Origin of the sequence: Okeania sp. KiyG1 (assembly GCF_014132355.1) — a bacterium.
GTDB lineage: Bacteria > Cyanobacteriota > Cyanobacteriia > Cyanobacteriales > Microcoleaceae > Okeania.
The window spans coordinates 1-12,508 of record NZ_BLZO01000120.1 but is presented as its reverse complement, the minus strand read 5'-3'; the positions used below and the strand labels follow the sequence as shown (position 1 = coordinate 12,508).

At 36.9% G+C, this 12,508-nt stretch carries 9 protein-coding genes and 2 pseudogenes; 5 read left to right on the top strand and 6 right to left on the bottom strand.

Going from position 1 to position 12,508, the window contains the following annotated elements; genetic code table 11:
* The 3 genes and pseudogenes from ltrA to SAGCYANO_RS28970 form a co-directional block, all read left to right on the top strand.
* A partial coding sequence (gene ltrA / locus SAGCYANO_RS28980; protein ID WP_202223237.1) for a group II intron reverse transcriptase/maturase occupies positions 1-1,428 on the top strand: 1,428 nt, incomplete at its 5' end.
* A gap of 169 nt (positions 1,429-1,597) precedes the next feature.
* On the top strand, positions 1,598-1,933 hold the full coding sequence (locus tag SAGCYANO_RS28975; protein WP_202223239.1) for an HNH endonuclease signature motif containing protein: 336 nt from the start codon (positions 1,598-1,600) through the stop codon (positions 1,931-1,933).
* A gap of 81 nt (positions 1,934-2,014) precedes the next feature.
* Positions 2,015-2,539 (top strand): annotated as a pseudogene (locus tag SAGCYANO_RS28970) (ribonuclease D); the annotation flags it as partial.
* Positions 2,540-3,206: 667 nt separating this feature from the next.
* Here the strand turns inward: SAGCYANO_RS28970 and SAGCYANO_RS28965 are convergent.
* Positions 3,207-4,004, bottom strand: coding sequence for a response regulator (locus tag SAGCYANO_RS28965; protein ID WP_237396817.1), 798 nt, complete (start codon positions 4,002-4,004; stop codon positions 3,207-3,209).
* A gap of 933 nt (positions 4,005-4,937) precedes the next feature.
* Between SAGCYANO_RS28965 and SAGCYANO_RS28960 the strand changes: the two genes are divergently transcribed.
* Positions 4,938-6,860 carry an ATP-binding protein gene (locus SAGCYANO_RS28960; RefSeq protein WP_202223235.1) on the top strand — a complete coding sequence of 641 codons (1,923 nt, stop codon included), beginning with the start codon at positions 4,938-4,940 and terminating at the stop codon, positions 6,858-6,860.
* Between the two features lie 648 nt (positions 6,861-7,508).
* Here the strand turns inward: SAGCYANO_RS28960 and SAGCYANO_RS28955 are convergent.
* The gene (locus SAGCYANO_RS28955) at positions 7,509-7,748 is read right to left on the bottom strand and encodes a hypothetical protein (RefSeq protein WP_202223234.1); all 240 of its coding nucleotides are present in this window, start codon (positions 7,746-7,748) and stop codon (positions 7,509-7,511) included.
* Between the two features lie 228 nt (positions 7,749-7,976).
* Complete coding sequence (locus SAGCYANO_RS28950; protein ID WP_202223233.1) at positions 7,977-9,473, bottom strand: CIA30 family protein; 1,497 nt, start codon at positions 9,471-9,473, stop codon at positions 7,977-7,979.
* A gap of 188 nt (positions 9,474-9,661) precedes the next feature.
* Here SAGCYANO_RS28950 and SAGCYANO_RS28945 point away from each other — a divergent pair, with 188 nt between their 5' ends.
* Positions 9,662-10,306, top strand: coding sequence for a class I SAM-dependent methyltransferase (locus tag SAGCYANO_RS28945; protein WP_202223232.1), 645 nt, complete (start codon positions 9,662-9,664; stop codon positions 10,304-10,306).
* Positions 10,307-11,290: 984 nt separating this feature from the next.
* Here SAGCYANO_RS28945 and SAGCYANO_RS45875 read toward each other — a convergent pair.
* The 3 genes and pseudogenes from SAGCYANO_RS45875 to SAGCYANO_RS28935 form a co-directional block, all read right to left on the bottom strand.
* The gene (locus SAGCYANO_RS45875; RefSeq protein WP_237396816.1) at positions 11,291-11,509 is read right to left on the bottom strand and encodes a sensor histidine kinase; all 219 of its coding nucleotides are present in this window, start codon (positions 11,507-11,509) and stop codon (positions 11,291-11,293) included.
* A gap of 26 nt (positions 11,510-11,535) precedes the next feature.
* On the bottom strand, positions 11,536-12,117 hold the full coding sequence (locus tag SAGCYANO_RS28940; RefSeq protein ID WP_237396815.1) for a sensor histidine kinase: 582 nt from the start codon (positions 12,115-12,117) through the stop codon (positions 11,536-11,538).
* A 55-nt stretch (positions 12,118-12,172) separates the two neighbouring features.
* Positions 12,173-12,508, bottom strand: a pseudogene (locus SAGCYANO_RS28935) (bacteriophytochrome (light-regulated signal transduction histidine kinase)); the annotation flags it as partial.

The following is a 12,508-nucleotide window of genomic DNA, read 5'->3' as shown; positions in this document are numbered from 1 at the left end:
CTTTATCAAGCAGTCAAAAGTGGTAATAAAGCAAAAGCGAGACGACTTCAGAAAATACTACACAAGTCATATTATGCAAAGCTCTTAGCAGTTAAGCAAGTAACACAGGACAATACTGACAAGAATATAGCTGGAGTGGATGGCAGAAAAATGTTAATGCCTAAACAAAGGTTAAATCTAGTCAATGAAATGTCCGAACATTACAAAGCTAAACCCCTTAGAAGGATATGGATACCAAAACCAGGTTGTAACGAACAACGCCCATTAGGAATCCCTACCCTCAAAGATAGAGCAATGCAAGCCTTGGTTAAGATGGTGCTTGAACCATACTGGGAAGCCCAATTTGAGGGTGAAAGCTACGGCTTTAGACCTGGTAAGTCAACCCAAGATGCGATGCAAAGAATCCATGTCATTATTAGCAAAACCCCATCGTATGTTTTGGACGCTGACATAGAAAAATGCTTCGATAAAATTAACCATGAACACCTACTGTCAAAATTAGATTGTCCTGCAAGTATAAGACGTGAGGTTAAACAATGGCTCAACGCAGGAGTATTGGACAACGGCGTATTTACAGAAACAGAGTCTGGCACACCTCAAGGAGGTGTCTTATCACCTCTGTTGGCAAACATCGCATTGGATGGCATGATTAGGGACATTCAAGGAATTTTCCCCAACCGAAAGAATCATATCCAAGGTTACAAGCCCAAAATCATCAGATACGCTGATGACTTCGTTGTGATTCATAGAGAATTAGAGGTCATTCTACAATGCAAGAAAGCAATCCAAGAATGGTTAAAACCTGTAGGATTAAAACTAAAAGAGGAAAAGACTAGAATATGTCATACCTTCAAACAAATTGAAATCAACGGTAAGAAAGAAAAACCTGGTTTTGATTTCTTAGGTTTCAATATTAGGCAATATCCGACGGGAAAACATCATGCGGGAAAAGTAGTCACACCAAGGTCGGTAAGAATATTAGAAACAAAAACGCTAATCAAACCAAGTGACAAAGCAATCAAAGCTCATCAGGAAGAAATTAAGAAAGTAGTAAATCAATATAGAACAGCACCACAGTCAGCACTAATCAGCAGACTAAATCCAATCATTAAAGGATGGTGCAACTACTATAAAAGTGCAGCAAGTAAAGATATCTTTGCCTCGCTAGATTACTATATGTGGAAAGTCCTGAGAGCATGGACAGTATCAAGAACTGGTCGGGCTAGTTACAAGAAACTAAGAAAATACTACAGCCACGGGAAATACGGAGCATGGACGTTTCAAACGGAAGAAGGTTTCATCCTTCACAAGTACAGAGAAACGAAAATAACCCGTCACCCATTAGTTCGGTCAGAAGCATCCCCATACAACGGGGACTGGATATACTGGAGTAGAAGAAGGGGAAATTACCGAATAATTAATAATTAATAATTAATAATTAATAATTAAATAATTCTGGTTTAAAGCCTCCCCTTTTAAGGGGAAAAAAGCGGTTGAGGGATGCTGAGGAAACCTAGCCATATCCAATCAACCAAGAGAAGAAATAATATTTCCTGATATTCAATTCTGTAACGGTTTTAACCAGAGGTAATTATCAATTATCCATTATCAATTATCAATTAATGAAATAGGAACCCCGACTCGTATCGCAAAGCTATTACTACAAGGTGGTAAATGTAATTATTGTGGTCAATATTTTCACGAAAATGACAATATTGAAATCGACCATATTACCCCTAAATCTCTGGGGGGAAAAGATGAATATAAAAATCTACAGTTATTACACAATCATTGCCATGACCACAAAACAACCCAAGATGGCAGTCGCAAACCTAAATTCAGAGGTAACGAATTACCTATGAACTACAAATTGGTAGAAGATATGCTAATTCTGGTAGATGAAGACTGTGCCTGTGACAACCAGGTTAGTTAAGTCAGGAGCCGGATGAGGTGAAAGTCTCACGTCCGGTTCTGAATGGGAGGTGGGAGTCGTGAGGCTCCTATCGACCCCTAATTATTACCTTGGCGCGATCGCTTGTGTTTAGTACAGTTATGTGACGAACGAGGCATGGTTACAGCTATTCGTATTGAAAAAGGACAAAAAGATGCACCTAATTTAAAACAATTAATGGAATCAAATAGCATAGTTAAGGTATTTCATTTTGCGAGGTTTGATGTGGCAATGTTGCAGTATCATTTAGATATTAAAACTTCTCCGATTTTCTGTACAAAAATTGCCAGTAAGTTGGCACGAACTTATACAGGCAAACATGGTTTAAAAGATTTGGTAATGGAGTTAGAAAAGGTAGAGTTGGATAAGTCTGCTCAAAGTTCTGACTGGGGAAATTCAGTTAATTTAACTGAAGAACAATTGAATTATGCTGCTAATGATGTGCGGTATTTATTGAGTGTTAAAAAGAAGTTAACTGAGATGTTGAAACGTGAAGAAAGATGGGAATTAGCGCAGCAGTGTTTTGAATTTCTGCCTGTATTTGTTGACTTAGATTTGTTACAATATAAGGATGTTTTTGAGCATTAATTAGCTATCAGCTATCAGCTATCAGCTATCAGCTATCAGCTATCAGCCTAAAAAGGTAGTGCTTATGTAATGGTATCTGTTTCCGGAGCATTCTGTCAGAACACCCTTTTTAATTAGGGTTTGCGCTCAAAAGTCTTTTAACCCACCCTCGCCCCTCCCCTCCCAACCCACCCCTAACCCCGACCGTGGAGGGGAGGGGAAGACAGGAGACAGGAGACAGGAGGAACGGGGAATTATAGAGGAGGTAGTCGGAAAAATTGTCCCAAGATTGTTCTGCCATAATCCTCCCAAAATACTAACTTTATGCAGCTCAAAAAGCTGAAAAGCTGGCACTTTTTTCGACCAAAAAATGCTAAAACCTTTATCTGTCAATGCTTTGATATTTAATCAGCAAGCCCTAATTAATAGGACTTACGCATAACCACTAAATTTAGTAGGGGTTAACAACCGTTAACCCCTACTAACACTGTATAATATCATGTCCGGTTGAACAGTTATAAATAAATAACGAAGGAGTCATCAGGAGTCAACCCACCCTAACCCCTCCCAGGAGGGGAAGAAAGAAGAAGGAAGAAAGAAGAAGGAGAAAGTTTTTTTTATCACGCTCTTATCCGGACCTGATATAATTTAGTCTTTGGTATAATTTCTGTCTTTCAATATAAAAAAATTAGCAGTCAATGCTTGATGATTTTTGTAGAATTTGCTGCAGTTGCTGATTTTTCTCTTCTAGCTGTTGTTGCAGATATTTAACTTTTAGCTGCAATTGTCTGACTTTTAATTGATTTTCTACTCTAGCTAATACCTCAACAGTTTTAAAAGGCTTGGTAATATAGTCACTGCCACCTACAGAAAAAGCTTTAACTTTATCCCAGGCTTCATCAAGGGCGCTCACAAAAATCACTGGAATATCTTGGGTTTTAGGATGTACTTTAAGTTTTTGACAGACAGTATAGCCATCTAACTCTGGCATATAAATATCTAATAATATCACATCAGGAGAGCTTACTGCTACCGCTTGTAGTGCAATTACACCATTAATTGCCTGTTGGACTTCATATCCTTGTTCCTCAAGCAAATTAGACAACAATTTCAGATTTTCTGGTTGATCGTCCACTAATAGAATATTACCCTTCTCAGAAGTAGGGGAACTTACGGCAAAGGTCGTAGGCAATATTTCAATCACAGGCTCCTGATGACGCATTTGCTCTTCTAGTATAGTTTTAATATTAAATTTAGTGATTTTTTTGTTCAAAACTTCAGATAGAAGTTGCCAGAGTTTAGGAGCAACATCTTGCTTCAAATATTTAGGAGAGTAACCACATTCATCTGCAATTTGATCGTAAGTCTTCTTATTTTCTTGTAGAGTAGTGAGTAATACAGTTCGTTGTAAATCACTCAAACAATTGTCCATCTTTTCACGTATCAATTTTTCAGCAAATGTTAATAACTGTTCAGAGTTACTCATATTACTAATACCTTTTCAAAATTAATAATCAATAAAATTTAAAATGCTAAAATGCTAAAATTAAGTACTTTTGTATGCCTAAATTTTTGTTTAATTATAAAATATTATATATAGCAGAAGAAAGAAGGAAGAAGGAAGAAGGAAGAAGGAAAAGTATTACGTTGTCTGAGTTTTAAGCTTTTGACCTGTCCTAACCTTTACTTCGACTGCTATAAAACCCATTTGGGATTTATATCATGTCCGGATAAGAGCGTGATAAAAAAACTTTCTCCTTTTCCTCCTCTTTATTCTTTCTTCTTCTTTCTTCCTCCTGACTTCCCTCCCTCCACCGGAGGGGTTAGGGTGGGTTGACTCCTGACTCCTGAGGACTCCATCATTTATTTATAAATATTCAACCGGACATGATATTATTAGGCATCTCCTCCATGCATAGGGAATAGGCAGTAGGGAATGGTGAATATGGGGGCATATTTCTACCTTTTTCCTCCAAATTCACTATTTCCCCACACTCCCCACACTCTCTACACCCCTTCCAATGCACAAATATGCAACGCCAAATTTTTTATTGTGGGTATTTAAAGAGACATGATATACGAAAGACTTGGAAAAAAGCAACCTATAATACCAATTTAATAAATGTTTGTTACAAATGGTAGAAGTAATAAAGAAGGAAGAAGGAATAAGGAAGAGGGGAAAATATTAAAAAAATGGAAAAAACGATAGATATAAAAACCTAAAATGAACTGGAAATCTATTTTTAAGAATATCCGATAAAGCTCTAATCTTTTGTAGCATTCTTTTTTCAAAGTGGTATAATTATGGGAAACTTTAGAGCAGCTCAAAAAAACTCAAGTCAAACTACAAACAGCTAAGGAAAAAGTTATTGTTAAGTTACGGAATTGTTTCTAGTTAATTCTCAACTTTAAGTGAATCATGTTTGTTCAACAATTAGATAAACTTACTCTTGATTCGTGTTTAGCAGATATTCCCAGCTATGACTTTGAAGTTCAAATAACGACCTTGGGAAAAGTTGTGGCAGACACATTTCACGAGAATCCACAGCTACCAGGGGTTATGATTACTTCTGATAATAAAATCATTGGCATGATTTCTAGAGTACAATTTTTTGAGCGACTTAGTCGTCCCTACGGATTAGACGTTTTCCTCAACCGACCAATTAAAATCCTGTGGGAAATTATAGCCAAATCTGAAAAACTTTTAGATGCAGAGACATTAGTAAAAAGATATCTACTACTGAGTGCAGATTGCAGTATTAATCAAGCAGCAGAACTAGCACTTAAGCGACCAGGTACTTTCATTTATGAACCCATTGTCATCGCATTTCCAGATCGACGTTGGCGGTTAGTGGATATACAGGTTTTACTCTTAGCTCAATCCAGGCTTTTTTCTCTAGCAAAACAGACTGCTGAAGCTGCTAATAAGGCTAAATCAGAATTTTTGGCGAACATGAGCCATGAGCTGCGAACTCCCCTAAATAGTGTCATTGGGTTTGCCCAAATTCTCTCTCAAGATACTTCCTTTGAACCAGAACAACAGGAACATTTGAGGATCATTAATCGCAGTGGGGAACATTTATTATCTTTAATTAACAATATTTTGGAAATGTCCAAAATTGAAGCAGGTCAAATTACTGTCAATGAAACAAATTTTGACCTCCAGACTGTTCTTCAAGATATGCAAGATATGTTTTGTCTCAAAGTCCAAAAAAAAGGACTTCAATTTGTATTAGAAGCAGATTCTGATTTACCTCAATATATCTCTGCGGATGAGGGAAAACTGCGACAAGTCTTAATTAATTTAATTAGCAATGGGGTGAAATTTACAAAAATAGGCAAAGTAATTTTAAGGGCTAAAGTAGAGGAAATTGAGAATAATCATCAACTGCAATTAGAAGTGGAAGATACAGGTCCTGGTATTGCTCAAGAGGAACTCAATAAGTTATTTGTACCCTTTGAACAAACCACCGCAGGGCATCAAATTAGACAGGGAACAGGATTGGGGCTGGCTATTACTGAAAAGTTTATTAAGTTGATGGGAGGCGATATTACGACAAAAAGCACCCTGGGTGTAGGTACTTGTTTTCAATTATCGATTCCCATTGGTCTGAGTTCTCCTCAGACTTTTCCTAGCAGAAGAGGGAAAGGCAAAGTCATCGGTTTAGCAGCAAAACAACCAGAATATCGTATTTTAGTGGTTGACGATCAAGTTGATAATGGCTTATTACTGTTAGACTTACTTGTTTCAGTGGGATTTTCCGTACAACAAGCAATAAATGGACGAGAAGCTACAGAAATTTGGAAAGCATGGCGTCCTCATCTGATTTGGATGGATTTGCATATGCCGGAGATGGATGGATATGAAGCCACTAAACAAATTAGACAGTGGGAATCACAGTTAGACCAACCTTTCTCTACAAAGATTATTGCTCTAACTGCTAGTGTATTTCAAGAAAAGCGAGAGGAAGTTCTCTCATCGGGTTTTGATGACTATATGGTTAAACCTTTTCAGGAGGAGCTTATCTGGGAGAAAATGAACCAATATTTGGGGGTTGAGTTGATTTATCAACAGTCTGATGGAGCTAATGATCGGAAACGGCAAAAGACAATTGGCGATCGCCAGCAAGTTACTTCAGAAGATTTATCTGTCATTTTAAAGGATATGCCTTCTGAGTGGTTATCTGAACTTCACAAAGCTTCTAGTGAACTCCGGGGTAAAAAAGTGATGCAGCTAATTAAAGATATTCCCTCAGAAAAAGAAGCGATCGCTGCTCAATTGAAAAGCTTTGCAGAAAACTATCAATTCGATCGAATTCTTAAGTTACTGAATTTTTCCTAGTTAACTAGCTATCAGCTATCAGCTATCAGCTATCAGCTATCAGCCTAAAAACCCACATTCCGCACCACAAAATGTAGTATAAAAAATAAGTCAAAAGTCAAAAGTAAGAAGGAAGTAAGAAGGAAGTAAGAAGTAATATCATGTCCGAACGCAATCGTTTGTGTAAAAGTTAGCATAAATATCTACAGGGAATTTAAGTTTTTTTCTTGCTCTTTCTTAAGTTTTTCTGTCTATTCCCTATTCCCTATTCCCTACCTTTGCTATACCGATGCTACCGGACATGATATAAGAAGTAAATTATAGTGGTCAATAGGAGTCATATCAAATCCGGTTGAATACTTATTGTATAGTTGGGAGTAGGGGAGTGGGGGAGTAGGGGAGTGGGGGAGTGGGGGAGATTAAATAGACATCTTCAATAATAAAAAATCAAATCAATTATTTCCCTGTACAGACGTTGCATAAGGGCGTCCCTACTATGCATGGAGGAGATGTCTAATATTGAAGTAATTTAAGAAATTATAAATAGATATTATATAACCGGATTCTATGTGCAACCCCACCGGATTTGATATCAAGGATTCAGCAAGTGTTTATGCTGGCATAAGTAATCTGAGAATTTGACTCTCGATTGAGGTAAATGAAGATAATTTATACAGTATAAATACTTAAGCAAGCTACGGATTTTATACTAATTTTTATGTTACGCTCTTGAAGTGCGGAATGTGGGTAAAAAGGCAGTGCAAAGCTGACCGCTAATTGCTGAACTGCTGTTTGCGTTTGCGTAGCATCCCGTAGGGAAGCATTCCGCAGGAAACGCTTTTTAATTCTAATTTTTTCAGAACTTGAGGATATTTTTTTGCTACATATTTTAATTACAGCGGTTTTCATTTCAGTAGACCACAGTAGGAACGTTGCATGCAGGGTCCCTACAGGGTTTTGGTTATGGCGATGTGGTTCATCAATGAGCAAAAGCGCTGTAAACTTGAGAGAGTATTTGTCAAATAAACAGGACTTAATATCATGTCCGGATAATTAGTGATAAAAAGGTTTTTGTTTGTAGTAGGGCTTTAGTCCTATGATAGGTATATCATGGGTTAAAGCCCTACTACGAGCTTTTTAAACTGTCACAACTGACTTATTTTTATCGGTTTCTAAACTATTAAATAACTTCTCCCAAATTTCAGCACTAGCTTGATTTTCTTTATCTCCTTTTGCCTCAAAAGTTGTATTGCAAGCCTGTGTTTCTTCCAAAACTTTAATACAAAGTTCGGCAATATCATCCCGACTAACAATACCTTTAATATTATCGCCTTGGTCGAATATTAATGCTTGACCTCCTGGTTGTTCAGTCATTCCACAAGGACGAATAACAGTGTAATTAATCCCACTAGAACGAATAACTTCTTCTCCTTTTAATTTCCAGTTTAATATACCTTTCAATTGGTCATTAAATTTCACAGCAGGAGGTTGTTCATCTAGGTTTAAACCTGGTCGCCCCGGACGAGTTACACCTGCCGAACTAACCAATACAAATTTAGGTAATTGGTCGCTACCATAAGTTTTAATTGACTCAATTTCTAACTGAAAAAATCCTGGTGTAAATTTAGGATTAAGTTCTCGGTTATATTCAAATTTACTCAACATTAATTGGTAAGAATAAACTTGACTGGGATTAAAAGGTTGAGCATTTTCTACAACTCTAGCGCGAAATACTGGTGTTAAATCTTTAAATGGAATGCGAATAGTTGTCCAGATATTATAAACGGTGTCAAAAGAATAGCTGTAACCAACTCCATCCCATTTGTCTTCGCAGCGGAGGAAAAATTTATAGCGTTTGCCATCTCCTTTGACCCGGAGTTCGATACCAGCAGCTCCTAATAAATTCATTGGGGGGTCGAAGTTGCGGGTACGAACTGATACGAAACCGCCGGAGTTGGCAGTGGAGACGTTACCGGAGAAAAGGGCACCTGTATCTGTTAGACGGATGGAGCTTTCGCTGACTCCCCCCATAACGATATCGTCTAATGCTCCCCAAGTTTCTTTGAGGTCTTGGGTGGGGTTGGTGAAGTCAAAGATGATTTTGTTGTTGCTTGGTTGTAGTTGTGGTTTTGCTGCTGCCAGGAGATTTTTCATGCCTTCATATTCGACAAGTTGGGGGTCTTCTACAACTTCTGGCATGAAGAATTTGATGCCTTGGTAATATTTTTCCCGGTTTGGGTTGTCTCCTTCCACTGGTTGTACTCGTGTTCCTGTACAACAAATAATTTTACTCACGTCTTTGAATATTTCAGGGGTGAGGGTTTCTGGTTTGGTAATGTCGGCAGTTACTATTTCAACATTTTTGCCGAGAACTTTCTGAGCTTTTTTAGCATCTCGAACGAGCGATCGAACTTGATAACCCCGTTTCTGGAGTCTAGGTACAACTCGCTTACCAACTCCACCATTAGCACCTACTACTAATACGACTTCTGATGTTTCTGCTGTTTTGGGTGTCTTTTCACCAAATAATTTTTGTAGCCATTTAAAACTCCCAACAAAGGGAACAACCCCAAAATAGGCTAGGGTCTGAAATAGTCTATTCACTTTGGATGTTTGGTTATCAGTCACGGCCATATCCTTAAACTCTTCTTTTATATATATTAAGATATGTTAAGATTTTTTGCCAGATGGCCTTATGGGGAATTACAGCGCTTTTCAAATTGATGAACCACATCTTCACACATCACACCTTGTAGGAACGTTACATGGAACGTCCCTACATCCGAACATGATATAATCTTTAGATTTTAAGAGGCTCTACTATGACTAACTGGGGTAATACATTTAAAAATAAAACTATAGATGCCAAAAATCTGCTAGATCACTATAATCAATACGCCCAAGAGTTTGATGAACACGTCAAAAATGAATTGTGTGGCACTGGAGAAAATACTCCTGTTGTAGTCACAGCAAAACTCTTTGCAGAAACTGTTCCTTATCAAGAGTCTATGAAAATATTAGACGTAGGAGCAGGAACAGGAGAGCAGGGAGAGCAACTAGCTAAACATGGCTACAAAAATGTAGAACTTACTGCATTCGATCCATCTGAAGGGATGTTAAATGTAGCCAAAAAACGCAATATTTATTCAGATTTTATTGTAGGTTATTTACCAGATTCTGGGATTGTTTCTGATTTTTATGATGCTATTATTTGTGTCGGGACTTTTATCCCAGGACACGCTCCTGCTGAATCTCTCCGTGAACTTGTAAGGATTACGAAAAAGGGAGGCTATATTGTTTATAGTATTCGCAAACACTTTTATGAAGATCGAGAGAGTCGCTTTCAAATAGTAGAGGAAGAACTGACAAAAGCTAAACATTGGACAATGATAGCTAAAATAGAGGACGAATATCTACCTGCTCAAAATATCAAAGGTTATTATTTTAGTTTTCAAGTGTTAAAATAAATCTAATTTTAATTTCTTACAGCGGTTTTCATTATTTCTCATGGATGCAAGGCGATTGTCCTGTTGTTTGATTGTAAGCATTCAGCTATTAGCAGTCAGCTATCAGCAATAAGACCCTGTGCTTAAGGATGAGGTTTACAGCAGTTTTCATTTCAGTAGACCACAGTAGGGACGCCCTTATGTAACGTCCCTACAGGGTTTTGGTTATAGCGATGTGGTTCATAAATGAGCAAAAGCGCTGTAAATGAATATAGACTTTGGAGTTGACTTTTGTATCAGGTTTTTCGTTTCTCAATTAATAAAGTCTTTATCACTCACTAAAAGCAATAGCTGATAGCTGATAGCTGACGGCTGAATGCTTACGTTTGATTTTTCCATTTATACAGGATTTCTTTTAAATATTCAATATTTCCATCCCACTTCACATAAGTAACTGAAATTGAATTAGCATTAAAGTCAATACCAAGACGTAAGCATTTCAAGCCGAATGCGGAGCTAACAGCTATTAGCAGTCAGCTATCAGCTATCATGATGAGGTTTTAATGAATATAGACTGTTGAGCGCCAGCTTTTATAGTTAGTAGTCGTGTAAAAATAACTTGAACAGTTTTTAATGGAAGCTATATTTCACAATTTATCCCAGATAAAATTTGTACAACTTATTCAATCATGGCTCCTTAAGTATAAATTCTGCCTAAATTAGTAAAGCTTTTATCTAAAACTAAAAGCAATAGCTGAAGTTCGCAGTTCCGACCTAGGAGGCTGGCTAATAGCTGACAGCTGAATGCTTACACCAAGACAACCATTTTTTCTTGCTTTTCTGGTGAATTTTATTTCCCAAGCTTGCTCTAATTAAAAGGTCTATTTATTTTTCACTAGATGTCAATTAAACACCTCCAAAATCAAAAATAAAATCAATTATCGTACATAAATTCTCAGTTATTTCCCCCTCCATACCTATTCCCTCTTTTCTGAAGATTTCTATTTATAGGGTCTTTATTTTCAGAGTATTCTCTTGAATAGGAATTTCGATTATAAACTCTGTTCCTTTTCCTTCCTGGGAATTACAAAAAATCCGACCGCCATGTTTATCTACTATAATTTGATAACTAATTGCCAAGCCAATACCAGTACCTTTACCAACAGGTTTTGTCGTAAAGAAAGGGTCAAATATTTTGTTACGCACTCCATCTTTTATACCCATACCATTATCAGAAATAGTAATAGTTATCAGATTTTCTCTACAATTTTTGTTTGAATTTTAATTGTGGGAATTTGTTGTTCATTTGATTCAGAAAATTTGCCTTTTGCTATTGCTTCTTCCAGGGCATCAATTCCATTGGCCAAGATATTCATAAATACTTGATTTAACTGACTCACATAACAAGATATTTTAGGTAGATCGCTATATTCCTTAATTACATTAATCTGTTTTCCAGCTTTAGGATCGAGTCGATTATTCAATATTAGTAAAGTACTATCTATTCCCTCGTGAATATGAACTGGCTTCATTTCTGCTTCATCAAGTCGTGAAAAATTACGCAAAGACTTGACTATTTCATAAATGCGTTCTGTTCCTACCTCCATAGATTTTAATAGTTGAGGTAGGTCTTCGAGAATAAATTCTAAATCTATTTTTTCACTTTCTTCTTCAACTTCTGGCGATGGATTGCAATGTTTTTGGTAGAGTTTAATCAAATCCATTAGTTCATTAGCATAATTATCTGCATATTTGATGTTGCCATAAATAAAATTAATCGGGTTATTAATTTCATGGGCAATACCTGCAACTAACTGTCCTAAACTAGACATTTTTTCACTTTGGATTAATTGCGTTTGAGTAAATTGTAATCTTTTAAAGTTTGTTCTAATTGAGCAGTTTTTCTCTCTCTCCTGCTTCTGACTTTTGCAACGCAGAATTTAATTTTGCTAGTTCATCTGCTTGTTTCAGTACAATTTTAATAATGGCATTTCTCAGTTCTAAAGCCACATCAATTTCACATTGTTTCCAAGGTCGAGATGTCAGCTTAACAATTCCTTTCCACAGCTCAAATGATTTTCTAGGGGACAATTTTATATTACCATTAGGTTCTACTTCTGTAATAGGCGCAGGATCTCCTGCCCAATTAACTGTTCTAATAACTTCTGGCCGGAACCACAAAATATAAATTCTCTGAGCTGAAGATATTGAGAGTGCCAATAA